Genomic DNA, 26,519 nt, shown 5'->3' with positions numbered 1-26,519 from the left:
GGATCTGATGCCAGCTCTACGCTTCAGGCCTCGATGACGCAGCCTTGCTTATGAAGTGCAGCGTCGACCCAGGTCCGATCGTTTTTGCCTGCACGAATGTTCTCCATCTGCCTGGTCTCGGCCTCGTGTTTCTTTTTCGCTGCGAGGTAGATAGTCTCGGCATCATCGATCGGCACGCTCAGCAGGCCATCGGGATCACCGCAGACCAGGTCGCCTGGATTGATGACCATGCCGCCGATGGAGATCGGGACATTCACCTCGCCGGGGCCGTCCTTGTAGGGACCTCTATGAGTGATACCACAGGCGAATACGGGGAAGGAGCCGACGCTCAACTCGGCGCTGTCGCGGATCGCGCCGTAGATGACAATGCCGCCAAGGCCGCGCTGGGCGGCGTGGGCCACCATCAACTCACCGATGATGGCATTGGTCAAATCGCCGCCTGCATCGACCACCACGATGTCGCCGGGTTCGGCAATATCGAGCGCCTTGTGGACCATGAGATTGTCTCCGGGGCGCGCCTTGACCGTGATCGCCGGCCCGACCATCTTGCTCCCCGTGTAGTATGGCCGAAGTGCCGCTCCCGCCGCAGTCATTCGGCTCATCACGTCGCCGACATTGGCGACAGGCAACTGCCGATATGCCTCGACCCACTGTGCGTCGACTTTGCGCTTGCGACGGCAGACCCGAAATCCAATCATTCCAATCCTCCTTTTGGACCGACCGCACATGTCGCGGCGGCTACGAGTTCCCTGTTGGCGACCGCACAGCTGTTATAGCCTCGCCCCTCAAGCACGCCGATGATGTGTTCGGCACTCTGGACGGCCATGTTGCGGAGAGCCGAACGGCTGGCTCCGCCGACATGTGGCGTCGCGATGACCTGCGGCAGTGTCCAGAGCGGGTTGTCCGGCGCAGGCGGCTCGACTTCGAAACTGTCGAGCGCCGCTCCCGCGATCACCTGCGACTTGAGGGCTGCAACCAGAGCCGCTTCGTCGATCACGGCACCACGGGCGGTATTCACCAGAAAGGCACTGGGTTTCATCATCGCAAGGCGATCGGAATTGATCAGGTGGTGGGTCTGCGGAGACAGGGGGCAGTGAAGACTGACGACGTCAGCGACCTTCAAGACGGCGTCAAGGTCCCGTTCGACCTGGACATCGGCCGTGCCTTTCGAGAAAGGGTCATAGGCCACGATGCGCATTCCGAGCCCGCGGGCCAGCGATGCGGCCCGTTGCCCGATTTCCCCGTAACCGACGACGCCGAAGACGGCGCCTGCAAGGTCGCGGCCGACATATCTGGTTTTAGGCCAGTCCCCATTCTTCACCGCCGTGTTCAGCGGCACAACGTCTTTCATCAGACTGATGGTCAGCGTGATTGCGAGTTCGGCAACGGACTGGGCGTTTGCAGCAAGGGCGCGCAAGACGGGAACGCCTCTTGCCGTGGCCGCCAAGAGATCGATGTTGTCCACGCCACTGCCATGCTTCGCGATCACCTGCAGTCGCGGAGAAGCGTTGATGACCGATTGGTCGATCTGCCCCTGGCGGACAAGGATCGCATCGACGTCCCGATCCCTGGCAAGAGCGGCCAGATCGTTTGATGTCGAATAGGCAGGGGCGTAGATCATCTCGATGCGATGGGCGGCAAGCAGATCTCTTGCCTCTTGGACCAGTTCCGCACCGGTCACCATCACCCGCCTCGGCCGCATGTCACCGGATTCGGCTGCCGCTCTCATCTGCTCCTCCATCGCATTCCAACACCTTAACTCGACCACGGGATGGCCCGTTGACGAAAACCATTTATCGCGTATTGTACCAAATGAAAAGATGTTGTACCTAGTACAACGTACAACATCTTTCGGAGGAACCAATGCCTGGAAATTCAGCCGGCGTCGCAGCCGTAGAGCGCGCTGCATCATTGCTGGAAGCCTTCACCGACCGCGACTTCTCACTGTCGCTGGGCGAACTTTCGCGACGTGTGGAACTCGACAAGTCCACCGTCTTGAGGATCGCGCGGTCGCTCGCGAAATTCGGCCTGCTCATTCGCAACGAGGATGGAAGCTGGCGACTGGGACCCAAGCTGATGAAGCTCGGCAACATCTATCAATCGACGTTTCGGGCCGCCGATATCATCGAGCCCCTCCTGGCCCAGCTAGTGGATCAGACGGGCGAAAGTGCCGCCGTTTACGCCCGTGAGGGAGACGAGCGGGTCTGCCTGTTCCGGCATGATTCCCATCAATCCATTCGTCATTCTGCGCGTGTCGGGGACCTGCTGCCTCTTGATCGCGGTGCGCCGGGACGCGTCATACTCGCTTTCACAGGCAAGACAGGCACAGTCTACGACGAGACCAGAGAGAAGGGCTTTTACGTCGCGTTCGGCGAACGTGACCCACAGGTTGCGAGCATAGCGGTGCCGATCTTCCGCGATGGCGACAAGCTATTCGGATCGCTGGCGCTCACCGGACCACCAGCCCGCTTCACTGAAGAAGCTATCAGCAAAAATCTCGAAATTCTTCAGATGGCCGCCCGCAAACTATCGGCCGCCATGGGGGGACAACCCGGATAGTCACGCGGGACCGGGACCGCTTATTCCAATGGAGGATTGGAAAATGTTGAGACTGACACCACTTTCGCTCGCTTTTGCGGCCCTTGCCGCATCCACGTCGCTTGCCCATGCCGAATGGCCCAATGATCGTCCCATCCAGATGATCGTGGCATTTGCGCCCGGCGGCAGCACGGACGTGATGGCGCGCGCGATTGAACCTCTCCTGGAAAAAGAACTCGGCGCCGACATCGTCATCGAAAACCGCCCGGGGGCATCTGGGGAAATTGCTTATACCGCGCTGTCCAAGGCGGCGCCCGACGGTTATACCTTCTCCTACATCAATACGCCCGGCTTCCTTTCGATGCAGGTGCAGCGCAAGCTCGGCTACGACCCCAAGTCTATCCAGCCAATCGCGCGCATCGTTGACGATCCGGCGGCCGTGGTCGTCCCGGCGTCCTCGAACATTAAGACCCTCCAAGATTTTGTCGATGCCGCAAAGGCTCAGCCGGGCAGCGTTTCGTTCGGCTCGTCGGGCGTGGGAACTGACGACCATCTGGCCATCATCCTTTTGGGTGCAGCAACCGGAACCACCTTCACGCATATCCCCTTCAGTGGCGCTGGCGAGACCCGCACGGCCATCCTCGGGTCGCAGATCTCCGGCGGGGGCCTCAACATTAGCGAGTTTGCGGGTAACGATACGTCTGGATTGCGCATGGTTGCGCATTTCGGGTCCGAGCGGTCCGCCCAGCTTCCGGATGTCCCGACTGCGAAGGCGCAAGGCTTCGATGTCGAGATGACATCCGAACGTGGCATTGCGGCGCCGGTTGGCGTTCCCGCGGAAATCACCGCCAAGTTTTCCGAGGCTGTGAAGCGCGTCATCGAGAGCCCTGAATTCATGGAACAGGCAAAGCAGCTGGCCCTCCCGCTGGCTTATCTGCCCGGACCAGAATGGGAAAAGCAGATGCCAGTTCGCTTGGAGCGGTTCCAGAAAATCTGGAACGAGACCCCGTGGGTGAAGTGATGTCCGGCTCATCCAAGGTGAAGCGGGACTATCCCGATATTCTCGCCGGACTGGTCATGACTGGATTGGGAGCGCTTGGCCTTTGGGCCGGGCGCGACCTTCAATTCGGCACACCGTCCATGATGGGTCCCGGCTTTCTGCCGACCGTCATCTGCGGGATCATAGTGGCCATCGGCCTGGTCGTCCTCATCAAGGGCTTGCTCAAGGAGCATGACAGCATCGGCGCCAGTAATTTCAAGCCGCTTTTCATTCTTGTGGCGGCCATCGCGGGTTTCGCGCTCATGGCGGAAACCTTGGGCTTCGCCATCTCGACGGCCTGGCTGCTCATCGTTGGCAGCCTGGCGGATCAGGAATCCCGTTGGCGAGAGATCCTGATCTCGACGGTCGTTCTGACCGCCTTTGGCGCTTTCATCTTCATCTACGGCCTCGGCGTTCAGATGCCGATCCTGCCTCTCTGATCGGCAGTGGAAGGACTTAGACATGGGATTCCTTGACGTTCTCATCCTTGGCTTCTCGGAAGCCATGACACCCACGAACCTGCTCTTCTGTTTTATCGGAGCGCTTCTTGGCACGCTCATCGGCGTCCTGCCGGGGATCGGGCCCACCGCCACCGTCGCCATCCTGCTTCCCGTCACCTTTTTCCTGCCACCCCTTGGCGCTTTGATCATGCTGGCTGGCATATTTTACGGCGCCCAGTACGGGGGATCCACAACGGCGATCCTGGTGAACTTGCCCGGCGAAGCTTCGGCTGTGGTGACAGCGATCGACGGTTATCAGATGGCGCGGAAAAGTCGGGCTGGTGCAGCTCTCGCGATCGCTGCACTGGGTTCCTTCTTTGCAGGAACCGTTGCAACGATCGGCCTTGCTGTCGCAGGGCCCACGCTCTCGTCCTTCGCGCTGTCTTTCGGAGCAGCCGAATATGTAGCTCTGTGTGTGTTTGGCCTGCTGGCGGCAACGATCTTGGCGCACGGGTCCGTCGTCAAGGCGATAGGCATGGTGTGCCTGGGACTGGTCCTCGGCATGGTCGGCATCGACGTCAACAGCGGCGCCACCCGCCTCGCCTTCGGCTCCACCGAACTTTATGACGGGATCGATTTTGTCGTGATTGCCGTCGGACTCTTCGGTGTGGCCGAGATTGCGAGCAATCTGGAGTTCAAGGAGGCCCGGGGTGTCCTGCAGAGCACCATCGGCCGTCTCTGGCCGACGAGGCAGGAGTTCAAAGAGAGCTGGGCCGCGGTCCTTCGCGGCACCGCCGTCGGCACATTACTAGGCGTGCTGCCGGGGGGCGGCGCGACGCTCAGCGCGTTCAGCGCCTACTCGGTCGAAAAGAAGATCTCCAAAACGCCGGAAAAATTCGGACATGGTGCGATTGCCGGCGTGGCAGGGCCGGAAGCTGCAAACAACGCGGGCGCGCAATCGTCCTTCATTCCGCTTCTGACGCTCGGCATTCCTTCCAATTCCATCATGGCCATGATGCTGGGCGCCATGACGATCCACGGCATCACACCGGGGCCATCCGTGATCCAGAACCAGCCGGAGTTGTTCTGGGGACTGGTCGCGTCGATGTGGCTCGGCAATGCCATGCTGCTCATCATCAATCTGCCCTTGATCGGCATTTGGGTCCGCCTGCTGAAGGTGCCCTACCGTATACTGTTCCCGGCCATCCTCTTGTTCTGCTGCATAGGCGTCTACAGCGTGAACAATCGCGGTTTTGACGTGGCTCTGGTCATCGTCTTCGGGGTGCTTGGATATATCCTGCGCAAGGCGAAATGTGAGGCTGGTCCTCTTCTGCTCGGCTTCGTACTGGGGCCTTTGCTGGAGACCAACCTGCGCCGGGCGCTCCTTATCTCCCAAGGAGATCCGCTCGTCTTCGTCGAGCGCCCGATCAGCGCGATCCTTCTGCTCATCGCGGCCGGTATGCTCCTGACGCTTATCCTTCCGACGATCCGGAGGAGACGCAAGGAAGCGTTTGAGGCGAGCGAGGATTGAGTTGAGCATGCCAGCATCGCAGAATGTCCCAATCCGTGGTCGACTGAAGAACGTTTTGTCTTTGGAAGATTTCGAACTCCAGGCGCGGCGGCATCTGCCGCGCCCCCTCTTCGGCTACATAGCGGGCGCAGCGGAAACAAACGCATCCTTGCGTATGAATGTGGATGCCTTTCGCCGCTACGCCTTCAAGCCTCGCATCTTGCGCGATGTGTCTGCACGGTCGACCGGAACGGAACTGTTCGGAAAGACTTATGCCGCACCCTTTGGCATCGCTCCCATGGGCATCAGTGCACTGATGGCCTATCGTGGCGATCTGGCATTGGCCAAGGGAGCTGCGCAGTCGGGGATTCCGATGATCATGAGCGGCTCGTCCTTGATCCGGATGGAGGAAGTCGCTCAGGCGGCGCCGGACAGTTGGTTCCAGGCCTATCTGCCCGGCGAGGACGATCGTATCGACGCACTTCTCGACCGGGTGGCGGCTGCGGGATTTGCAACCCTCATGCTCACGGTCGATACGGCGGCGCTCGCCAATCGGGAAAACAATATCAGAGCAGGTTTCTCCACGCCGCTCAGGCCGAGCTTCAGCCTGGTCTGGCAGGGTGTGTTACACCCCCGCTGGACGACGGGGACCTTTCTCAGGACGATCCTGCGGCAAGGGATCCCGCACTTCGAGAACTCGTATGCGACCCGCGGCGCACCGATTGTGTCGTCATCGGTCATGCGGGATTTCGGCAAAAAGGACCATCTCAACTGGGTCCACCTGCAGCGTATCCGCGCACGATGGAAAGGCAATCTCGTCGTGAAGGGAATTCTTCATGAAGAAGACGCGCGACAAGCCGTTGAACTCGGTGTCAATGGAATTGTCATATCGAACCATGGTGGGCGGCAACTCGACGGCGCTGTCTCGCCGCTCGACGCTTTGCCCGCAATCGTCAATGCTGTCGGCGGTCGAACAATCGTTATGCTGGATGGCGGTATTCGGCGCGGAACTGATGTTCTCACAGCCTTGGGTCTGGGAGCCCAATTCGTGTTCATCGGCCGCCCGTTCCTTTATGCCGCCTCAGTCGCTGGCATAGGCGGGGTTCGGATGGCAGCGAATATTCTCAAGACTGAGGTGGACCGAAACATGGCATTGCTCGGTTTAAGTATACCGAGCGAGATGTCGGAAGAGCATCTACACGCGTTCTAGCTTGGTACGCTTGGTAATATATTTCTGCTCTGACAGCACGGCGCCGTGCGTCTGCTTTCCGTCATGTTGACGACATCCGGATACAACGGGCAGTGGTTCTCATCGAGAGCAAAAAGGGCCAGCACATTTCCCCTGACGAGGCAGCGCGCGCGGTCGGGCAGTCGCCGCGTCAGTTCGCCCGACTGCTCGACCTTGCACCGGCACGGCTACCCATGCACTCATCCTTCGACCGGGTGGCGGATTATCTGGCCGGGTTTGCCGTTCTCGCTGGCACGCTGCAGAAGATCGCCGGCGACATCATCTGATGCCGCTATCGTCTTTTTTGCTCATACTTTTACCCTGTAACGCCTCCGATCTCATTCCAACAGCACATCAAGCAAGCCGGGTAGCAAGTCCTTCTACGAATGTTGCGTCAAACCCGTGGGCCGCAATCAACGATATCCCAGCAGGTTCTCCACCCGCCAAAGGCAACGGCATCGTGATCTGCGGACAGCCTGAAAGCCCCGCGATGCAGAGCATTTCGATGGAGCGAGCCCGAAAGGCGGCAAAACGCTCCTGCGTATCGTCCCGTCGAGGCGGAACCGTTGGCAGGGTCGGCATCACGAGGACGGCGTCGTGCATGGTCTCCTCGAAGGCCTGACGGAAGCGGGCGCGCTGGGAGACCGCCGTCTCGTAGCTTTCGTGTGATATTTCTCGTCCTGAAATCAGGCGCTGAACAATATCCGGTGCCAGTGTCTGCCGGGCACGCTCGAACAGGACCTGGTTGGTCTGCCAAGCCTCCTTCTGCAATATTGTGGTGAAGCAGCGTGCGAGATCTGGAAGTCCGGTTGTCGACAGCGAAGGTCGTGTGACAACCGGAGCCTCAAGTTTTCTCATCGTGGCCCAGAATGCGTCGGCAATATCCTGATCACATGACGACAATAGGTCCTCCACGATCAGGATCGTCGACGGTGTGCGTGCATCATGCACACCGAGGGACTGCATCACGCGCCGCAGAGTGGCATAATCACGAGTAAACAGGCCGGGTACGTCGAAGCTTGGCGCAAGCGGTCGGACGCCGGCCGGATCCAACAGGCCAAAGCTCGGGCGCCAGCCGAACAGTCCGTTTGCCGTGGCGGGCAGCCGGATGGAACCTGATGTGTCGGTCCCGAGGCCAATGTCTGCAAGCCCGCTCGCGACTGCGACTGCCGACCCGGAGGAAGATCCCCCGGGAATGAGCTCGGGATGCGAAGGATTGATCGGCATCCCGAAATGCAGGTTGTTGCCGATCAGCGAATAGGCCAGTTCATCGGTATGGGTCTTGCCGACAAAGCTCGCGCCGAGATCGAGCAACTGGCGCACCAGCGGCGCCGTCTCTTCCTTGATGCCGGAGCCCGCGAGCAGATACGGGTTCCCGGCTGCGGTTGGATAACCCTTGACGTCAAACAGATCCTTTACCGCAAGCCGGAGGCCCGCCAACGGCCCCGTTTCTGCACTGGCAACGGGCACCGGAGGATAGGGGAGAAATGCATTGGCAAGAGGTTTCATGGATCAAATCTTCAGATGCTGGAGCACGCGTTCGCGCGTGCCGGGGCCGTTCTGATCCTGGTCGTCGATCGCGCCAAGCTTCAGGACGGCCCAGCGATCGGCGACCGAGAGCGCGAAATCGAGGTTCTGTTCCACCAGAATGACGGTCGTTCCGTTGGCATCGCGCTCATGGGCGAGGACTTCGCCAATCTTCGAGACGACCGAGGGCTGCAACCCCTCCGAGATCTCGTCGATGAAAAGCAGGCTGGGCTTAAGCATCAGTGCGCGCGATAGGATCAGCATCTTCTGTTCACCACCGGACAGCGTTCCGGCTTTTTGCTGCATCCTCTCCTTCAGAAAGGGGAAGTAGGTGAATACACGCTCAAGTGCCGGTTTGAGGTCCCGGTCGGTTTTAAGCGCCAGTCGCAGGTTGTCTCGGATCGAAAGATCCTGAAACAACGGCTGCTCCTGCGGCGCATAGCCGATCCCGGCTGCGATCAGTTCGGCAGTGCTTCGTCCGGTAATTGGCTTGCTGTCGACGCTCACCTCACCGTCGGACGGTTTAATCAAACCCAAGATCGACTTCAGAAGCGTCGTTTTCCCCATCCCGTTCTTGCCCATCAGAGCGAAGATTTCGCCGGATTGGATCGAGAGCGTGACACCGTTGACGATGCTGACGGTTCCGTAGCCGCTACGCAGGCCCGAAAGTTCGAGTTTGACGGTCTCACGCATGGGCGCCTCCCGAGTAAATGGTGCGGACGGTCTCCGACTGCACAACGTCTTCGACCGTGCCATCGAGAACCAGCTTGCCCTGATGCAACACCACAATCCGGCTTGATATCTCGCGAACGAAATCGAGGTCATGCTCGACAAGGATCGCGGCAAAGCCGAGGTCCGCTGTCAGACGCTTCAACACTGCGCCGATCGTCATGCGTTCTGCCTTGCTGAGGCCGGCCGTCGGTTCATCCAGCAGAATGAGCCGTGGTTCCAAGGCCACGACCATGGCCAGTTCCAGAGCCTGGCGCTGTCCGTGAGACAGGAGAGACACGGGCCGGTCTGCCATGTCGGTCAGCCCGGTCAGACGCAGGATTTCGATCGCTGCGGCGGGAAGGTCGATCACATCGGGACTGTGCGTCAAGGCAGGCCTCTCGTGGCGCATCCGGACCATGCGCAGACACTCGGCCACGGTCATGCTGTCAAAGATGCTGGCCACCTGAAACTTGCGGCCTACACCGAGTGCCACGACGTCCTGCGGCGGCATGCCGGCAATATCCCGGCCGGCAATTTCGACACGACCTTCGATCTTCTCCGTTCCATCGGACAGGCATCGCATCAAGGTCGTCTTCCCGGCTCCGTTTGGACCCACCACGCTGACAAGCTCGCCTGGCCGAATGGCAAAGTCGATGCTCTTGAGCACGGAGAGCGCACCAAAGGATTTGCCAAGCCCCGTGACGGCAACAACCGGTACGTCAGAGGCCAACCTATTTAAACGGCTCGCTGAAGGAAGCTCTTCAAGGCGATGCTTGCGTCCATCCCGTCCGAAACGCGCTGTCACCAGGGATGCAAGGCCGCCCGGCAACAGGATGATCATGACGACGAACACGCTCCCCACGACGAGTTGCCAGAGGAATGGCAGCTCGCCGGACAGGTTGGCGCTCAGATAGTCGATGCCAATCACACCCAACAGCGGGCCGAAGATGGTGCCGCGGCCACCGAGAGCAGTCCAGACGACCAGCTCCGTGCCGAACACGAAGCCGCTGTTTTCGGGGGCAACGACACCGGAGGCATTGGCGAAGAGAAAACCTGCCAGCCCGGCGACGCCTGCGAGAACAGCCATCAGGACGACCTTGATCCGGGACGGGCTCATCCCGAGATAGGCGACACGCGTCTCGTTGTCGCGGATGGCGACCAGCAGACGACCGGCATCCGATCGCACGAATATGAAGGCGACGACAGCAAGCACGAGCAGGCAGATCCCCGTCAGCCGGAAGAAGCCGGCAAGTCCGAGTGGCAGTGTCTGGTAGCCGACCATGCCGCTCGATGAGCCGGTCCACACGCCACCCGAGTAAATAAGCTGGGTAATGACGATGGGCACCACGAGCGAGATCACGGTCGCATAAAGGGGCGTGGAGCCATGGTAGAAGGACAGCCAGCCGACAGCGAGGCCCAGAACGAGGGGAACGAAAACAGCGGCAATGAGGGCCAAGACGAAGAGAGAGGGGCTCGCGCCGATATGGGTGAGCACCATGGCGGTGGCATAGGCCCCGACACCGAAGAAGGCCGCCTGACCGAAGGTGAGAATACCGGTATAGCCCCAGAGCAGATCGACGGTAATGGCGAGCATCGCGTAGATCATCGACCGTGTCAGGACATTGAGGCTGAAGCGGTCGAGGACCAGAGGGCCGAAGATGACCAGCAACAAGGCGCAAAGCGCGAGGGCTGCCATCAGGGTCAGCCGGAGTTTGTGTTTGTCAGGCACGGGCAAATCCCTTCGGACGAATGCGCAATACGATGGCGCAAAGCAGGGCGACGGTGATTCCGCCAAGGACAGGGCTTAAAAATATGGAGACCAGCACCTGCGCGGCCCCGAAAACGAGACAGGCGGTGGCAAGCGCGCCAAAGGAGGTGCCGGCGACCATGACCAGCATGAAGGCGCCCGTCAGCCAGGCAACACCCATGTTGGGATCAACGCTGGTCAACGGCGCCAGAAGCACGCCCGCCAGTGACGCAAGGCCTGTGCCGATCATGAAGGTCACCAATCGAATCCTGGTCGTGTCCATGCCCAGTGCCCGTGCCAGATTCTCGTTCATGATCACGGCTTGGGCGGAAAGACCGAGACGTGTTCCCTCAAGCAGGAATGCAAAGCCGAGGCCGATCACAAGGGCGGCCACAACGGCAAACAGACGGTAGAGCGAATAGCTCGTGCCGAGAATGTCGAACGTCCCCGGAAGCAGAGCCGGCGTGAAATGGACGTCGCGTCCAAACCAGAGGGTGATGAGCTGCCCGACGACAATGCCCAAGCCCCATGTGGCCAGGATGGCATCCAAGGGACGACGGTAGAGTGGGCGAACAATAAAGCGTTCGGCCAAGGCACCGAGCACGGCGCCGGTGACAAAGGCAAGTCCTGCGGCCAGCCAAGGGTTCAAACCCAATTGATTGGCAACGACCGCACAATAGGCTCCGATCGTCAGCCAGGCCCCATGGGCAAAGTTGATGATCTTCAGCACGCCGAAAATGGTCAGCAGGCCGGAAGCGACAATGAAGAGGATCGCGGCCGTGCTGATGATGTCGAGGAAAAGTGTCATGCGTGTCTTCCCGGGATCGAAGGTGGGGCTTTCGCCCCACCTTGCCAGCAATCAGAGGTTCGGGCACTGCTCGCCGGGATCGACGTCCTTGTAGCTGTCGACCACCTTGACGCTGCCATCATCCTGAACCTGGCCAAGATACATGGTCAGGGGTGCGTGATGCTGCTTGCTCATGGAAATCGTGCCGCGTGGACCGGTAAAGGAGACGCTCGGCAGCGCTTCCAGCACAGAGGCCGTTTCGGTCGAACCGGCCTTTTCGACCGCCGCCTTGTAAAGGTAGATGGCTTCGTATTGCGGCACGGACAGATCGTTCGGCGTGCGAAGCTCCGAACCGAACTTCTTGTCCATGGCCGCCAGGAAGGCCTTGTTCTCCGGGCTGTCGATGCTGGTGACATAGGATGCCGAAAGGAAGATGCCGCTCGCTTCCGCCCCCATGCTTTTTGCCGTGCCTTCATCCACCGCAAGGTTACCATAAGGCAGCGTGACACCGGATGAGCGAAGCTGCTTGGTCAGTGTGACGTTCGGCGCGCCGCCGGCAGTCGAGGTGATGATGGCATCGGCACCGGAGGCCTTGAGCTTGGAGATGACGGCCGTCCAGTCACTGCCGTCCATCGGCAGATATTCTTCACCGACGACCGACGCACCGGATTTCTCGATATAGGCGCGTGCGAATTCCAGCATGCCGCGACCGAAGGAATAGTCTGAACCGATCAGGAAGAACTTTTTTGCGCCCTGCTTACCGGTGAAATTGTCGACGAGCGGCGGCACTTGCTGTTCCGGCACCCAGGCATTGACGAACAGGTTGGCATTGCATGACTTGCCCTCGTAGAACGAGGTGTAGATGTAGGGGACATCGCCCTTGGTGACGATCGGCAGGCCGGCATTGCGCGCTGCGCTGGTTTCCATCGAGATAAGGACATCGACTTCCTTTTGGAAGACCAGACTGTCGAATGCCTTCTGTGCGCCGGCAGCGCCGGACGCATCGTCGGCGATTTCAAGTTCGAGGGGCCGGCCAAGGACGCCCCCCTTGGCATTGATTTCCTCGACCGCCAGTTCGGCGGCTTGAACGACCGATGGCGCGACGACGCTGTTGGCACCGGACAGTCCGACCGGGACGCCGATCTTGATTGGGTCTGCCGCATAAGACGCCGTGCCGAAGGCGACCGAAGCGAGAGCGAGCAGGATGGTTGTGCGTATCATTATGTTCCCCTTTTCTTTGGTAGGCGTGGTTTCGTTTTCAGCGATAGACATCCGTCCGGCGGTCACCGAGCAGATGATTGAAACTGTTGAGGGCGCGGCTTCGCGGCGCACTCGACAGATCGATTTGGACAAGCAGTATCTCTTCGCGGTCGGCGCTGGCGGGCCCGGCAAGCGGCCAGCCTTCGGGACCGACGATCAAGCTGCGACCAACGAAGGGTTGGCCCCGTTCGGTGCCGATCCGGTCGGCGCAGACAATGTGCACGCCGTTGGAATGCGCTGCCGCCTTGGTCAGGATGTTCGACATCGTATCGGCCTGGCTTTCCGATCCGGGCATAGGTACCCAGTTGGTGGGCACGCAAATGAGCTCGGCGCCGTCGAGGGCGAGTTGGCGAAACACTTCCGGGAACCAACCGTCGTAGCAGATCGCGATACCGATCTTGCCGGTGCCAATGTCGAAGACCGGCAGCCCCAGATTGCCCGGGGCGAAGTGGCGGTTCTCCTCGTTCCACAGATGGAGCTTACGATATTTGCCCAGATAGCCTTCCGGCCCGCAGAGGATGGCGGAATTGTAGAAGATGCCGTCGTCACTCTCTGCGACGCCACAAACCACGTGGATCGAAAGTTCATGGCAAAGAGCGGCAAGAAGACGCGTGCTTTCGCCATCCGGGACCGGCTGGGCCAGGCTGGACAGCTCGGTCGTATCGCGAAACACGTAACCTGAATCGGCGAGTTCTGGCAGCACAACGATATCGGCACCTTCTGCTGCCGCCTGCCGAACCAGCCTCTCGATGGCGGCGAGATTGGAGGCGCGATCGCCTATGCGTGGCTCGAATTGAGCTGCTGCAACCGTGAGATTTCGTGACGTCAGAACCGGATCGGTCAAGTCATTCTCCAAACGCAAAAAACCTCCGGCACGGAATTCAATCCGTGAACCAGAGGCTGCATAGCCATGATGTGAAAGCGGCAACCTTGCCGCAGAGCAATCCTGCTCGACGGCAAAGCTTCCATGGAACCTAACTCAAGTCAAGTCGCAAAATTGAGCAAATTTCAGCGCCGTCCAAAACTTGGGCAAAAGGGCCCTACGGGCCCTGAGTGCGACCGGGTTAAGTCTCGGTCGCCTTCTGCGCCGCCGAACCCGGCAAAGACAGGCCAAAGCTGCGCATGGTTTCATGGGCCGCAACAATCGATTCGGCGACTTGGGCCATCGGAACCCGCTTCGCCGTCGCCTGATCACGCAACAACTTGTAGGCGGTATCCTCATCAAGGCCGTTCATCGCGCGCAAGGCTGCAACGGCCTTCTCCACGAGCCGACGCCCCTTCAATGTCTCCTCGAGTTTCTGCACCTTTCCGACCAAGCGCTTTTCATAGCTGTGACGATAGCGGGCCAGAGCAAATTGGGTGAGGATACCTAGGGGTCGAAGAGGCTTGGAGATAACGCCATGGGCGTCCAGATCAATGATCGCCTGCAATGCTGTGGGACTTTCATAGGTCAGGATCGCGATGATGGCTGGCTGCTGGGCCTCGCTGATTTGGACCGCATGTTCGACAGACGTATCCTCTATGTGCAGGAACAGGGTATCGATGTCAGGCGGCAAGCTTGCGGGCAAGGGCCAGATTGCCCGCACCTCGCAACCGAGGCGGCGCAGATGCGACACCAAAACATCGCCGTCTTCATCACGCGGGTGAACAACCAGAACGCGAGCTCGCCGAAGGTCTTGAATGATCCTGTTTGGGCCTGCCATCTCAAGCCTCCAGCCATGCATCTTCGTAACGGGATGCCGTGAGATAAGGATCCGGCCTGATCGGTCCGGGTGCCTGCCAGGCGATATCGAACAAGCCGTCATCGCGGGCAATACCGATCCGAGGGTGGAGCCAGAGGTGACGCGTATCGCTGTCGAACGTCACCCGACCTTCAGGCGCCATGAAATCCTCCATCAGCACCTCTTCGGAAATACGGTGAGTCTCGAGCGAGCCGGCGCGTTCGAGCGCCCGCGCAAAAAGATGGACCTGCGTATAAGCCGGTTGGGACCAAACGCTGGTGGTCACGTCATTACCGAAGCGGCTCTTGTAGGCCTCGACAAATCGACTGTTCGCCGCACCTTCCACCGTCTGGAAGTAGGTCGCGGACAAAATGTGTCCGGAGCAGAGATTTGGACCAATTTCCCGGATTTCGGTTTCGGCCATGGTCAGACTGGCGATCGGTTTCCGACGACGGTCGAAGCCTGCTTCGGCATACATCCGGTAGAATTGCTGTGCCGGGCGGCCGATCGCGGTCGAAAAGATCGCATCCGGCTTCAGTCGGGTGATGTCCGAAAGCACCTGCTGCAGAACGTCGTCGCCGGCATGCAGCGGAATGTAGCGCTCGCCAACGACCTGCCCGCCCTTGGACTCGACGATGTCGCGCATCACCCGGTTGGATTCGCGCGGGTAGATGTAGTCGACACCGACGAAGTAGATGCGCGGGCCGTAATTACGCAAAAGGAATTCCGCGAGCGCGAAGGTATTCTGGTTCAATGTGGCGCCGGTGTAGATGACGTTTTCCGAATATTCGAAGCCCTCATACATCGAGGGATAGAAGAGCAGACCGTTATGACGTTCAACGATCGGGAGCACCGCCTTGCGGCTTGCCGAGGTTGAACAACCAAAGATGATGTTAACATCGTCCTCAGCCAAAAGGCGGCGAGCAAGACTTCGATAGGAACCGCTATCACCGCCGGGGTCATAGACGGTGGGCTGTATCGGCCGTCCCAGCACGCCCCCCGCAGCATTGATCTCCTCCACCGCCAAGGCAGTTCCCAGGAAATGCTCCGTCTCCGTCACCGTTGTGACGCCGCTGCGGGAAAAGAGAACGCCCACGCGCCATTCGCTGTTCGACATGTCCAAGCCCTGTTCTATCCACTGGTCGGGGCACCTATAGAGCGGAGCGCTCTCTCGATTTCAAGCAGCGGTATTGCTTCGGCGCGTTCGTAGGTCCTGCGAAGGTATTTCTCGCCTCAGAACCCTGGCCTCAGGTCGTGGATGCCGGACGGCGTCAACGTCTTGCGGGGCCATAACGCTGAGTACAGAACGAATACTGGATCGAAGGCCCTGCGAAACTGGCGCGGCACCGGAGCTGTGTCCGCTTTCGGGCGAAGGCGATAACCAATCTATGGCTGAGATTGGGGCGCGACGCGGTCATAGCTACGCCTTGAAAGGATACCAACCTAAGACCCTTAGTCTCGGCTTCGTGAAGATTACTTATCTATATGATTTTTATGAAGCAAAATTGTCTTTTCGCCTCTCACGCGGGAGTTGATGAAGCTTGACCATCAACTACACTGTTTCGCGTAGAGTGAGCCACTCCATCTACGAGTTGCTTACCTCAGCGACTCGTTCGCCCGCGAACAGTTCCACACAACCGCCGCGGCAACTTCTGCGGTGAATTTCCAGAGAGATTCAATTTTATGCTTCAAGTATATGGTTTGGCGGGCTGACTGGCGGGCCAGACGCAGATACTCAAAAATTCAACAACAACATCAGATAGTTATCTCAGGGAATGGCGGACAGGGTGGGATTCGAACCCACGGTACGCTTTCACGCACACACGCGTTCCAGGCGTGCGCCTTAAACCACTCGGCCACCTGTCCAGGGGGAACGCGGGAAAAACACCGCGGTTGGTCGGGCGCGATATATACCCATGAAATTCTGCCGATCAACCGAAATCTATCATTATTTTGACATTGGCCTGCAAATCCCTATCTATAACGCCAGACGGCAGTGGGACTGGAGACTGCCGGTCGAGTTCAGCCGGGGATGTTTATGGTGCGGCTTGCGTTGAGAATGATGAGTTTGCTCCTGCTATGCGCTGGGGTGGTTGCGGCGACTGTGGATACGATTGCGTCGGTCTCGGCCTCCCGCATGATCCTGACGCCGCTGTCATCGGTTTGGGCCGATGTCAGCCCGACATCGCTCTACAAACTGCAAGAAATCCTCGAAGTGCGTTTCGGCATGGGCACCTGGACTGCATTTCACGACACGCTTCTGCCCCAGCCTGCATTTGTCGTTCTGTTCGCGCTGTCGCTGGTCTTCTGGATGCTGGGATACAAGAAGCCATCGCTGGCAGGGCGATTTGCGGCCTGAGCGCTCGCTCACGCGTTGGCACCCATTGAATAGATCGCGGCGGCCGATACATCGGTCAAGAAACCCGGTCGCCGAATACAACATATATCCGAGCTTCCGCGTCCCGACGGCGGCATTCCACCTTTCCAGAAGGAGTATCGAGATGTTCCTGATCGACATGTTCAACAAGAAGACCGTGATGCCGACGTCCGAAAATGCGCTTCCCGGGCGAGCCGAGCCGCTGTCGACGGCCGAGACGCATTTCGTCTCCGGCCTGCCGCTCAAGGGTCCCTATCCCGAACAGATGCGGACGATCTATCTCGGGATGGGATGCTTCTGGGGCGCCGAGCGGCTTCTGTGGCAGACACCGGGTGTCTATGTGACCGCCGCCGGCTATCAGGGCGGGATCACGCCCAATCCGACCTATCAGGAAACCGTCACCGGGCTTACCGGCCACACGGAAGTGGTCAAGGTGGTCTATGATCCCGCAAAGATCGGCCTGGAGGAAATCCTCAAGATCTTCTTCGAGGCGCACGACCCGACCCAGGGCATGCGGCAGGGTAACGACATCGGCACCACCTATCGCTCGGCAATCTATGTCGAAACCGAAGAGGACATGGCGCTTGCGATTGCGGTGCGCGACAGGTTCCAACAGGCGCTGGTGGAGGCCGGGCGCAACAGCCGCGTGACGACCGAAATTGCTCATGCCGGCCCCTTCTACTATGCCGAGGACTATCACCAGCAGTATCTGGCCAAGAATCCGAACGGCTATTGCGGCCTGCGCGGGACGGGCGTTTCCTGCCCCATCTCCCCGGCTGCGTGAGGCGTGCTGCCCAAAGGGGCGGCACAAATCTCCTTGATCCGACTAGATTTTCACACACGGCGCTGAATTTTCGGCACACGTGTGAATCTTTACCAGATGAAAAAAATCTGGTGAATTTTTGCAAAAGCCATGCAAGGATGCGGGCCAGCCAGGACCTCTGGAAAAGGGGAGCGGCGGTTCCGCAGACATGTCTTTCCCAACGGAAAGGCTTGCGGGAGGACCCAACAAGATCAATAGCAACAAACAGGGCTGCACAATGAAGAAAACCCTCCTCAGTCTCTTTGCCTTGGCCGCGATGTCGGCAACCGCGCTTGCGGCCGACGTCAAGCCGGCGCTGGTGTATGGCACGGGCGGCAAATTCGACAAGTCGTTCAACGAAGCGGCCTATGGTGGCGCCGAGAAGTTCAAGGCCGAAACCGGCGTTGACTATCGTGACTTCGAACCGACCAGCGACACCCAGGGCGAACAGGCGATCCGCAACTTCGCCTCGAAGGGCTTCAACCCGATCGTTGCCGTTTCCTTCGCCTGGACGTCTGCCGTCGAAAAGGTTGCCGCAGAATTCCCTGACACCCAGTTCGTGATCGTCGATTCCGTCGTCGACAAGCCGAATGTCCGTTCGGTCGTCTACAAGGAAGAAGAAGGATCCTACCTCGTCGGCCTGCTCGCCGGCATGGCATCGACCACTGGCAAGGTCGGCTTCGTCGGCGGCATGGATATTCCGCTGATCCGCAAGTTCGAATGTGGCTACGAGCAGGGCGCGCGCGCTGCCAAGGCTGACATCGAAGTTCTGCAGAACATGATCGGCACCACCGGTGCTGCCTGGAACGACCCGGTCCGGGGCGGCGAGCTGGCCAAGAACCAGATCGACCAGGGTGCAGACGTGATCTACGCGGCAGCCGGCGCTTCCGGCCTCGGCGTTCTGCAGACGGCAGCCGACAACAAGAAGTTCTCGATCGGCGTCGATTCCAACCAGAACCACCTGCAGCCGGGCTCCGTTCTGACCTCGATGGTCAAGCGCGTCGACCTCGCCGTCTACAACGCCTATTCAGACGCGAAGAACGACAAGTTCACCCCGGGTCTGCTCGCGCTGGGCGTCAAGGAAGACGGCGTCGGCTATGCGCTCGATGACAACAATGCCAAGCTTATCACCGACGACATGAAGGCCGCCGTCGAAAAGGCGAAGGCCGACATCATCGCAGGGACCGTGAAGATCCACGACTACATGTCGGACAATTCCTGCCCGAAGTGATCTGAAATCCGGGCGCAGGACGGCTCCTATGTCGTCCTGCGCCCTTTTTATGTCTGGGGGACCGGAATGACTGCAACCAGCCAGGTACCGGCGATCGAACTGATCGGCATCGACAAGAAGTTCGGTGCGGTGCACGCCAACAAGAACATCAATCTCACGGTCGCCAAGGGGTCCATCCACGGCATCATCGGTGAGAATGGCGCAGGCAAGTCGACGCTGATGTCGATTCTCTACGGCTTCTACCAGGCCGACCAGGGATCCATCCAGATCGACGGCAAACCGATCACGATCCGCGACAGCCAGGCCGCCATCACCGCCGGCATCGGCATGGTGCATCAGCATTTCATGCTGGTCGAAAATTTTACGGTGCTCGAAAACCTGATGCTCGGCGCAGAAGGCGGCGCGACCTTGTCAAAGGGCGTCGACAGAGCGCGCTCAGCACTGAAGAAGCTGGAAGAGGATTACGAGCTTGAGGTCGATCCCGACGCCGTGGTCGAAGAACTTCCGGTCGGCCTGCAGCAGCGCGTGGAAATTCTGAAAGCGCTCTATCGTGGGGCCGAAATCCTGATCCTGGACGAGCCGACGGGCGTGTTGACGCCGGCCGAAGCCGATCACCTGTTCAAGATCCTCGGCGTGCTGCGCGACCAGGGCAAGACCGTCATCCTGATCACCCACAAGCTGCGCGAGATCATGGCGATCACCGACACGGTCTCGGTCATGCGGCGCGGCGAGATCGTTGCGACGCGCAAGACGGCTGAGACGACCGTCGAGGAGCTCGCAGAGCTGATGGTTGGCCGTCGCGTGCTGCTGCATGTCGACAAGCAGCCGGCCAATCCCGGCGACATCTACCTCTCGGTGCGCAACCTGACTGTCAAGGACAGCCGCGGCGTGGTCATGGTCGACAATGTTTCCTTCGACGTGCGCTCCGGCGAAATCGTCGGGATTGCCGGCGTCGCCGGCAACGGCCAGAGCGAACTGCTGGAAGCGATCACCGGCATCCGCAAGCCGACCTCTGGAGAGATCTGGATCGGTGGCCGCAACGTCGCCGGGCTTGATCCGGCCGAATTGCGCGGCATCGGCGTTGCGCATATTCCCGAAGACCGCCATCACATGGGTCTTGTTCTGCCCTTCGAGGAAAGCCAGAACGCCATTCTGGGCTATCATCGCGATGAGCGCTACGGAAAAGGCTTCTTTCTCGACCCGGATGCAATCCGCAAGGCCGCCGTGGCCGAGATCGAGAAATACGACATCCGACCGCCAAACCCGCGCCTCAAGACGGCGAACTTCTCCGGCGGCAATCAGCAGAAGATCGTTGTTGCCCGCGAAATCGAGCGTGATCCGAAGCTCCTGATCGTCGGCCAACCGACCCGCGGGGTCGATATCGGCGCGATCGAATTCATCCACAAGCGGATCGTCGAGACGCGCGATACGGGCAAGGCCGTGCTGCTCGTATCCGTCGAACTCGACGAGATCCGTTCGTTGTCCGACCGTATCCTGGTGATGTTCGCCGGCAAGGTGGTTGGCGAGAAGACACCGGATGCCGGTGAACAGACACTCGGCCTTATGATGGCCGGTATTGCCGCTTGAGGATTTGATGAGCACTGCATCCGTACCCCTTCCAAACTGGATCAATTATGCGCTGCTGCCGCTGATCAACCTGACGCTGGCCTTTCTGGTGTCCGGTCTCGTGGTCTGGATCATCGGGGAAAACCCGTGGGAGGCATTGAAGCTAATGCTGCAAGGCGCGCTTGGGCGCGGCGAGGGCATCGGCTTTACGCTGTTTTATGCGACTAACTTCATCTTTACCGGCCTATCGGTGGCGGTGGCCTACCATGCCGGGCTGTTCAACATCGGCTCTGAAGGCCAGGCCTATGTCGGCGGACTTGGGGCCGCACTGGCGGCGCTGGCTCTGGACCATTATGTGCCATGGTATGTGACGATGCCGTTCGCAATCATCGGCGCTGCTCTTTTTGGCGCCGCCTGGGCGCTGATCCCGGCTTTGCTGCAGGCCAAGCGTGGCAGCCACATCGTCATCACCACGATCATGTTCAACTTCATCGGCGCGGCGCTGATGGTTTATCTGCTCGTGAATGTGTTCATCGTGCCCGGCAAGATGGCGCCGGAAACGCGCACCTTCCTCGAAGGCGGCCAATTGCCCAAGCTCGACTGGCTGATCGCCATGTTCGGCGGCAAGCTGGGCCCTGCCCCGTTCAACGTCTCTTTCCTCATCGCACTCGCGATGTGCTTCGTGGTGTGGGTGTTGATCTGGCGGACGAAGCTCGGCTTCGAAATGCGGACCATGGGTCTCAGCCGGTCGGCTGCCGACTATGCCGGCATATCCTACACCAAGATCGTGGTCATCACGATGCTGATTTCCGGTGGTCTTGCGGGTATGATGGCTCTCAACCCCGTGCTCGGCGCCTCGGCCCGCCTGCAAGTCGAGTTCGTGGGCGGCGCAGGTTTCGTCGGCATCGCAGTCTCGCTGATGGGACGCAACCATCCGCTCGGCATCATCATCGCCGCCATCCTGTTCGGCGTACTTTATCAGGGCGGCGCCGAACTCTCCTTCGACATGCCGAACATCACCCGCGACATGATCGTGGTCATCCAGGGCCTCGTCATCCTGTTTGCCGGCGCGCTTGAATTCATGTGCAGGCCGATGATCGTTCGAGCTTACCAGACGTTCGTGAAGGGTTGAGGATCAGACCATGGATACTTTCGACATCCTCATCAGCATTCTCGGGTCGACCATCCGCCTGTCGATCCCGTTGATCTTCACGGCGCTCGCCGGGCTTTTTTCAGAACGCGCCGGTATTTTCGATATCGGGCTCGAGGGGAAGATGCTGGCTGCCGCCTTTGCAGCTGCCTGCACGGCCCATCTGACGGGTTCGGCCTGGGCAGGACTTGCCGCCGGGATCGGCATCTCGCTGTTTTTCTCGCTCATCCATGGGTTTGCCTCGATCACCAATCGTGGCAACCAGATCGTCTCGGGCGTGGCGCTGAATTTTGTTGCCGCCGGCCTCACAGTCGTGCTCGGGCAGGCCTGGTTCGGCCAGGGTGGGCGCACGCCACAGGTGACCAATGACGGACGCTTTTCGCCGATCATCCTGCCGGGTGCCGACGCGATGCGAGATGTGCCCTTTATTGGACCGATCTATGCGAACGTGATCTCGGGCAACAACATTCTTACCTATCTCGCCTTCCTCGCCGTTCCGCTGTCGTGGTGGGTGCTCTACCGCACACGCTTCGGCCTGCGTTTGCGCGCTGTGGGTGAGAACCCGGGCGCTGTGGATACGGCCGGCATCTCGGTGACTTATCTGCGCTACCGGGCCGTGCTGGTTGCCGGCTTCCTCTGCGGCTTTGCCGGCACTTATCTCGCGATCGCGCAGTCAGCGGCCTTCATCAAGGACATGTCAGCGGGCAAGGGCTATATCGCGCTGGCGGCGCTCATCTTCGCCAAGTGGAAGCCTGTGCCTGTCATGTTCGCCTGCCTTCTTTTCGGATTCCTCGACGCACTCGCCAACTTCATGCAGGGCAAGGCTGTTCCGGGAATCGGCGAAGTGCCGGTCCAGATCTTCCAGGCGCTGCCCTATATCCTGACCTGCGTTTTGCTGGCCGGTTTCATCGGTGCCGCCAACCCGCCCAAGGCCGGTGGCGTGCCCTACACAAAGGAGCGTTGATCATGGCTCACGATCTCTTCGAGGCCGCACGCGGCGCGATGGCGTTTGCGCATGCGCCCTACTCGAAATTCCCCGTGGGTGCTGCGATCCGCGCCGATGACGGGAAGATCTATACCGGCGCCAATATCGAGAACCTTTCGTTCCCGCAGGGATGGTGCGCGGAACCAACGGCCATCGGCTGCATGATCATGGGCGGAGGCAAGAAGATCGTCGAGATGGCCGTCATTGCCGAAAAGCTCGCGCTTTGCCCGCCCTGCGGCGGTTGCCGCCAGAAGATCTCGGAATTCGCCAGCGCCGAGACCAAGATCTATCTCTGCGACGAGGTTGGCGTGCAAAAGACCGTGACGATGGATGAGCTGTTGCCGCTGAGCTTCAAGACCGAGATCCTCGGATGAAGGCCGCGGTCGATCTTCTGGTCGAACGTCTGAACGGCCTCATGCCGCGTTATGGCATCGTTCTGGGTTCCGGCCTCGGTTCCCTGGTCGGTGAAGTCCGCGATGCCGTCCGCATCCCCTACTCCGAGCTGCCGGGCTTCCCCGTCAGCGCTGTTTCCGGCCATGCCGGTGAACTGGTAGCCGGTTATCTCGGCAAGACGCCTGTCATCATGCTGGCAGGCCGCGTTCACTATTACGAGCACGGCGACGCAAACGCGATGCGTGGGCCAATCGAAGTGCTGATGGGGCTCGGCGTCAGGTCGCTGATCCTGACCAATGCCGCCGGTTCGTTGCGCGAAGATATGCCGCCGGGCTCGGTGATGCAGATCAGCGATCACATCAATTATTCCGGCATGAACCCGCTGATTGGCGAGCCGAGCGATGGACGCTTCGTCGGCATGACGTCCGCCTACGACGCCGACCTGTCGGCCGCGATGCGCGAGGCCGCCGCCGCCGAGGCCATCGATCTCTCGCAGGGCGTCTACATGTGGTTTTCCGGGCCGAGCTTCGAGACGCCCGCAGAGATCCGGATGGCGCGCGTGCTGGGTGCTGACGCGGTCGGCATGTCGACGGTGCCGGAAGTGATCCTGGCACGTTTCTTTGGCCTTAGGGTTGCGGCAGCCTCCGTGATCACCAATTATGGGGCCGGCATGACCGGTGGCGAACTGAGCCACGAGGAAACCAAAGACATGGCGCCGATCGGCGGCAAACGTCTGGCCCGCATCCTGACGCGGATGATCGGCGGAGGAAACGATATTGGATAACCAGGAACTGCGCTTTGTCGCATCGCGAGCGCTTTCGCTGCTCGATCTCACAAACCTGAAGGACGACTGCACCCCGGAACAGATCGTGACGCTGTGCGGCAAAGCGCAGACCGCCTTTGGTCCGACGGCTGCGATCTGCATCTGGCCGCGCTTTGTCATGCAGGCTCGCACGCTTCTTGGTCCTGACAGTCCGATCCGGATCGCCACTGTTGTGAACTTTCCCTCTGGCGCGATGAAGATCGAGGACGTGCTGGCCGAGACGCGGGACGCGGTTGCGGACGGCGCAGACGATATCGATCTCGTCATTCCCTATCGCGCCTTGGCCAACGGCGACGAGAAGGCGGTCACGGACATGGTGACGGCGGTGAAGGCCGCCTGCGGCACCGCCATCCTGAAGACCATCCTGGAGACTGGCGAGCTCAAGGATATTTCGCTGATCCGCAAGGCGGCGGATCTGGCGATCGCGGCCGGTGCCGACTTCATCAAAACCTCGACCGGCAAGGTCGGCGTCAATGCGACGCTCGAAGCGGCGGACATCATGTTGCAGGCGATCCGCGACAGCCGCAAGAAGGTCGGTTTCAAGCCGGCCGGTGGAATTTCGACTGTCGCTGACGCCGCCCACTATCTGAAGCTCGCAGACACCATAATGGGCGAAGACTGGGTCATGCCATCAACATTCCGCTTTGGCGCATCCGGGTTGCTCGACAGCATTGTCGCTGTTCTCTCCGGCCAGCAGGCATCGGCCCCAACGTCAGGGTATTGACCATGCTTCCTCAGGAGATCATCCGGCGCAAGCGCGATGGCGGGACGCTGAGCGGGGAAGAAATCGCCGGCTTTATTGAGGGGCTGTCGAAGGAAACGATCTCAGAGGGGCAAGTTGCTGCCTTTGCCATGGCAGTCTTCTTCAAGGGTATGACGCCGGATGAAATCGTAGCGCTGACGCTTGCCATGCGCGATTCCGGCGACGTGCTCTCGTGGGCCGATGTTGGTAAGCCAGTTGCCGACAAGCATTCGACGGGCGGCGTGGGTGACAATGTGTCCCTGATGCTGGCACCGATCGTTGCCGCCTGCGGGCTTGCTGTGCCGATGATATCAGGGCGTGGACTTGGTCATACCGGCGGCACGCTGGACAAGCTACAGTCGATCCCCGGCTACAATGTGATGCCCGACAATGCTATTTTTCGCCGGACCGTGGATCGCGCCGGCTGTGCGATTATCGGCCAAACGGGAAATCTGGCACCGGCTGACAAGCGGCTCTATGCAATCCGCGACGTGACGGCAACGGTCGAATCCATTCCGCTGATCACCGCATCGATCCTGTCGAAGAAGCTTGCGGCCGGGCTTGAAAGCCTGGTTCTCGACGTGAAAGTCGGCAATGGCGCATTCATGGCGAAGGCAGAAGACGCCGAGGCCCTGGCACGTTCGCTGGTGCGGGTCGCCAACGGTGCAGGTGTAAAGACCACGGCGCTGTTGACCGACATGAACGAACCGCTGGCCGACTGCGCCGGGAACGCGATTGAAGTGCAGAACGCGGTCGATTTTCTAAAAGGCCGCAAAAGCGGCACGCGGCTCGAACAGGTAACTCTAGCACTGGCTGCAGAAATGCTGGTGAATGCCAGAGTCGAGAGCGATCAGGCAGCGGCCTTGGCGCGTTGCAGCGAGATGCTGACTTCCGGACGAGCCGCAGAGATCTTCGGGCAGATGGTGCACGAACTTGGCGGCCCCTTGGACTTCATGGAAAAGGCAGAGAATTATCTACCCCGCGGCAAGGTCGAGGTGGCCGTGCTCGCCGAGCGGGACGGTTATCTGAATGCCTGCGATACGCGTGAACTCGGCCTCGCGGTGGTATCGCTCGGCGGCGGTCGCCAACGTCCGAGTGACACGATCGACCATGGTGTCGGTCTTTCCGGCTTCAGCCCCTTGGGAACACGGATCACTAAAGGTGAACCGATCGCCTTCGTTCAAGCGAACGACGAGGCAGCCGCCGCTCAAGCCGCCAAGACTGTAGCAAAGTGTTATCAAATTTCCGAAACGAAGCCGATTGCCGTTCCGGCAATTGGGCTGAGGATCGGCCAAGAATGAAGGCAAAAGGATTCTATTGAAGCATCCGCAGGGCGCGGTTCTCGGCGGTATATGATCGGAGTTTTGTCAGGAAGCTCATGCCGACAAGTGTCGATGATAGTGCCTGATCGGAGAGAACAAAGGCATCGACCGCCCTTACCCTGATGGTGTCGATCTCGATGCGATCGAGAATGACATGGGCAGCTTTGATAGAGCCGTTGGCAGTGTTCACCTCGTAGCGAAAATCGAGCGCCGCCGGGCTGAAGCCCAGGCGACGGGCGGTTGATACATTGATCGCGACCGTTGAAGCACCGGTATCGACCATCGCCTCTATCGGCTTGCCGTTCATCTTGAAAGTGCCGATATAGTGGCCGCCCGGCCCCATAGGCAGCACCGTCTGGCCGGAAGGCCCCGTAGTGGCAGGCTTGGCTGCGACGTTATCGAGGGAGGCCGCCTTGCGATCGGCCAGCATGGCTTCGACCTTTACCGCGATCGTCGGCCACTGGCTGGCAGAGAGCGCGAGCATCATGACCGTGAACAACGTTCGAACAAACATCGGCTTGAACCCTTGAGCGATGTGTAGATCGTAGCAGCCAAGGCCAAGAGGCGGGATAACGCGCGAGACAAAACGGCCCGAAACCGGAGTTTCGGGCCGTCATAGT

Annotated in this window: 26 protein-coding genes, 1 tRNA gene and 1 pseudogene; 16 read left to right on the top strand and 12 right to left on the bottom strand. The window is 59.9% G+C overall.

All coding sequences use genetic code 11. The features are described from left to right. Positions 1 to 23: 23 nt before the first annotated feature. Positions 24 to 698, bottom strand: a complete 675-nt coding sequence (locus DFO46_RS21540) for an RraA family protein (RefSeq protein WP_120279032.1) — start codon at positions 696 to 698, stop codon at positions 24 to 26. Beyond that, positions 695 to 1,729: a hydroxyacid dehydrogenase gene (locus tag DFO46_RS21535; RefSeq protein ID WP_245422684.1), complete on the bottom strand. Its 1,035-nt coding sequence runs from the start codon at positions 1,727 to 1,729 to the stop codon at positions 695 to 697. Before DFO46_RS21535 ends, DFO46_RS21540 begins: the two co-directional genes overlap by 4 nt. A 134-nt stretch (positions 1,730 to 1,863) precedes the next feature. Between DFO46_RS21535 and DFO46_RS21530 the strand changes: the two genes are divergently transcribed. The 6 genes and pseudogenes from DFO46_RS21530 to DFO46_RS24185 form a co-directional block, all read left to right on the top strand. Next, positions 1,864 to 2,559 carry an IclR family transcriptional regulator gene (locus tag DFO46_RS21530; protein WP_120279031.1) on the top strand — a complete coding sequence of 232 codons (696 nt, stop codon included), beginning with the start codon at positions 1,864 to 1,866 and terminating at the stop codon, positions 2,557 to 2,559. Positions 2,560 to 2,587: 28 nt separating this feature from the next. Next, complete coding sequence (locus DFO46_RS21525; RefSeq protein ID WP_245422694.1) at positions 2,588 to 3,559, top strand: tripartite tricarboxylate transporter substrate binding protein; 972 nt, start codon at positions 2,588 to 2,590, stop codon at positions 3,557 to 3,559. Then, positions 3,559 to 4,017 (top strand): tripartite tricarboxylate transporter TctB family protein, encoded by a 459-nt coding sequence (locus DFO46_RS21520; protein ID WP_120279029.1) that lies wholly within the window; start codon positions 3,559 to 3,561, stop codon positions 4,015 to 4,017. The genes DFO46_RS21525 and DFO46_RS21520 overlap by 1 nt, the downstream gene beginning before the upstream one ends. A gap of 22 nt (positions 4,018 to 4,039) precedes the next feature. Further along, a complete protein-coding gene (locus DFO46_RS21515; RefSeq protein WP_120279028.1) occupies positions 4,040 to 5,548 on the top strand; it encodes a tripartite tricarboxylate transporter permease in 1,509 nt (502 codons plus the stop codon). 7 nt (positions 5,549 to 5,555) lie between these two features. Continuing rightward, on the top strand, positions 5,556 to 6,737 hold the full coding sequence (locus DFO46_RS21510; RefSeq protein WP_120279116.1) for an alpha-hydroxy acid oxidase: 1,182 nt from the start codon (positions 5,556 to 5,558) through the stop codon (positions 6,735 to 6,737). A 44-nt stretch (positions 6,738 to 6,781) separates the two neighbouring features. Beyond that, positions 6,782 to 6,922 (top strand): annotated as a pseudogene (locus DFO46_RS24185) (AraC family transcriptional regulator); the annotation flags it as partial. Positions 6,923 to 7,109: 187 nt separating this feature from the next. Here DFO46_RS24185 and DFO46_RS21500 read toward each other — a convergent pair. From DFO46_RS21500 to DFO46_RS21460, 9 genes are all read right to left on the bottom strand, one after another. Further along, positions 7,110 to 8,264, bottom strand: a complete 1,155-nt coding sequence (locus tag DFO46_RS21500; protein ID WP_120279026.1) for an amidase — start codon at positions 8,262 to 8,264, stop codon at positions 7,110 to 7,112. 3 nt (positions 8,265 to 8,267) lie between these two features. After that, positions 8,268 to 8,975 carry an ABC transporter ATP-binding protein gene (locus DFO46_RS21495; protein WP_120279025.1) on the bottom strand — a complete coding sequence of 236 codons (708 nt, stop codon included), beginning with the start codon at positions 8,973 to 8,975 and terminating at the stop codon, positions 8,268 to 8,270. Beyond that, positions 8,968 to 10,689 carry an ATP-binding cassette domain-containing protein gene (locus tag DFO46_RS21490; protein WP_120279115.1) on the bottom strand — a complete coding sequence of 574 codons (1,722 nt, stop codon included), beginning with the start codon at positions 10,687 to 10,689 and terminating at the stop codon, positions 8,968 to 8,970. The genes DFO46_RS21495 and DFO46_RS21490 overlap by 8 nt, the downstream gene beginning before the upstream one ends. A 25-nt stretch (positions 10,690 to 10,714) precedes the next feature. Beyond that, positions 10,715 to 11,548 (bottom strand): branched-chain amino acid ABC transporter permease, encoded by an 834-nt coding sequence (locus DFO46_RS21485; RefSeq protein WP_120279024.1) that lies wholly within the window; start codon positions 11,546 to 11,548, stop codon positions 10,715 to 10,717. Between the two features lie 51 nt (positions 11,549 to 11,599). After that, on the bottom strand, positions 11,600 to 12,748 hold the full coding sequence (locus tag DFO46_RS21480; protein ID WP_120279023.1) for a substrate-binding protein: 1,149 nt from the start codon (positions 12,746 to 12,748) through the stop codon (positions 11,600 to 11,602). A 37-nt stretch (positions 12,749 to 12,785) separates the two neighbouring features. Next, positions 12,786 to 13,631: a nitrilase family protein gene (locus DFO46_RS21475; protein WP_120279022.1), complete on the bottom strand. Its 846-nt coding sequence runs from the start codon at positions 13,629 to 13,631 to the stop codon at positions 12,786 to 12,788. Positions 13,632 to 13,851: 220 nt separating this feature from the next. Continuing rightward, the gene (locus DFO46_RS21470) at positions 13,852 to 14,490 is read right to left on the bottom strand and encodes an ANTAR domain-containing protein (protein ID WP_120279021.1); all 639 of its coding nucleotides are present in this window, start codon (positions 14,488 to 14,490) and stop codon (positions 13,852 to 13,854) included. Between the two features lies 1 nt (position 14,491). Then, positions 14,492 to 15,625, bottom strand: coding sequence for a transporter substrate-binding domain-containing protein (locus DFO46_RS21465; protein ID WP_120279020.1), 1,134 nt, complete (start codon positions 15,623 to 15,625; stop codon positions 14,492 to 14,494). A gap of 659 nt (positions 15,626 to 16,284) precedes the next feature. Further along, a tRNA-Ser gene (locus DFO46_RS21460) sits at positions 16,285 to 16,374 on the bottom strand. Between the two features lie 238 nt (positions 16,375 to 16,612). Between DFO46_RS21460 and DFO46_RS21455 the strand changes: the two genes are divergently transcribed. The 10 genes from DFO46_RS21455 to deoA all read left to right on the top strand — a co-directional run bounded on the left by DFO46_RS21455 (position 16,613) and on the right by deoA (position 25,878). Next, a complete protein-coding gene (locus DFO46_RS21455) occupies positions 16,613 to 16,867 on the top strand; it encodes a hypothetical protein (RefSeq protein WP_245422682.1) in 255 nt (84 codons plus the stop codon). A gap of 142 nt (positions 16,868 to 17,009) precedes the next feature. Then, positions 17,010 to 17,669 carry a peptide-methionine (S)-S-oxide reductase MsrA gene (gene msrA, locus DFO46_RS21450; RefSeq protein ID WP_110793745.1) on the top strand — a complete coding sequence of 220 codons (660 nt, stop codon included), beginning with the start codon at positions 17,010 to 17,012 and terminating at the stop codon, positions 17,667 to 17,669. Positions 17,670 to 17,925: 256 nt separating this feature from the next. Then, positions 17,926 to 18,918, top strand: a complete 993-nt coding sequence (locus tag DFO46_RS21445; protein WP_110793819.1) for a BMP family ABC transporter substrate-binding protein — start codon at positions 17,926 to 17,928, stop codon at positions 18,916 to 18,918. 66 nt (positions 18,919 to 18,984) lie between these two features. Next, positions 18,985 to 20,505, top strand: coding sequence for an ABC transporter ATP-binding protein (locus DFO46_RS21440; RefSeq protein ID WP_120279019.1), 1,521 nt, complete (start codon positions 18,985 to 18,987; stop codon positions 20,503 to 20,505). A 7-nt stretch (positions 20,506 to 20,512) separates the two neighbouring features. Continuing rightward, positions 20,513 to 21,616 carry an ABC transporter permease gene (locus DFO46_RS21435; protein ID WP_110793747.1) on the top strand — a complete coding sequence of 368 codons (1,104 nt, stop codon included), beginning with the start codon at positions 20,513 to 20,515 and terminating at the stop codon, positions 21,614 to 21,616. A 10-nt stretch (positions 21,617 to 21,626) separates the two neighbouring features. Then, positions 21,627 to 22,598: an ABC transporter permease gene (locus tag DFO46_RS21430; RefSeq protein ID WP_110793748.1), complete on the top strand. Its 972-nt coding sequence runs from the start codon at positions 21,627 to 21,629 to the stop codon at positions 22,596 to 22,598. A 2-nt stretch (positions 22,599 to 22,600) separates the two neighbouring features. After that, the gene (locus tag DFO46_RS21425; RefSeq protein ID WP_110793749.1) at positions 22,601 to 22,993 is read left to right on the top strand and encodes a cytidine deaminase; all 393 of its coding nucleotides are present in this window, start codon (positions 22,601 to 22,603) and stop codon (positions 22,991 to 22,993) included. Next, positions 22,990 to 23,796, top strand: a complete 807-nt coding sequence (locus tag DFO46_RS21420; protein ID WP_120279018.1) for a purine-nucleoside phosphorylase — start codon at positions 22,990 to 22,992, stop codon at positions 23,794 to 23,796. Before DFO46_RS21425 ends, DFO46_RS21420 begins: the two co-directional genes overlap by 4 nt. Continuing rightward, positions 23,789 to 24,559, top strand: coding sequence for a deoxyribose-phosphate aldolase (deoC, locus tag DFO46_RS21415; protein ID WP_120279017.1), 771 nt, complete (start codon positions 23,789 to 23,791; stop codon positions 24,557 to 24,559). The genes DFO46_RS21420 and deoC overlap by 8 nt, the downstream gene beginning before the upstream one ends. A gap of 2 nt (positions 24,560 to 24,561) precedes the next feature. Continuing rightward, on the top strand, positions 24,562 to 25,878 hold the full coding sequence (gene deoA, locus DFO46_RS21410; RefSeq protein WP_120279016.1) for a thymidine phosphorylase: 1,317 nt from the start codon (positions 24,562 to 24,564) through the stop codon (positions 25,876 to 25,878). 13 nt (positions 25,879 to 25,891) lie between these two features. Here deoA and DFO46_RS21405 read toward each other — a convergent pair whose 3' ends face one another. Further along, positions 25,892 to 26,413 carry a TIGR02281 family clan AA aspartic protease gene (locus DFO46_RS21405; protein WP_120279015.1) on the bottom strand — a complete coding sequence of 174 codons (522 nt, stop codon included), beginning with the start codon at positions 26,411 to 26,413 and terminating at the stop codon, positions 25,892 to 25,894. Positions 26,414 to 26,519 lie beyond the last annotated feature (106 nt).

Origin of the sequence: Rhizobium sp. AG855 (genome assembly GCF_003610655.1) — a bacterium.
GTDB classification, from domain to species: domain Bacteria; phylum Pseudomonadota; class Alphaproteobacteria; order Rhizobiales; family Rhizobiaceae; genus Allorhizobium; species Allorhizobium wuzhouense.
Note: the sequence above shows the minus strand (reverse complement) of the source record. Positions and strands in the feature narration are given on the sequence as shown.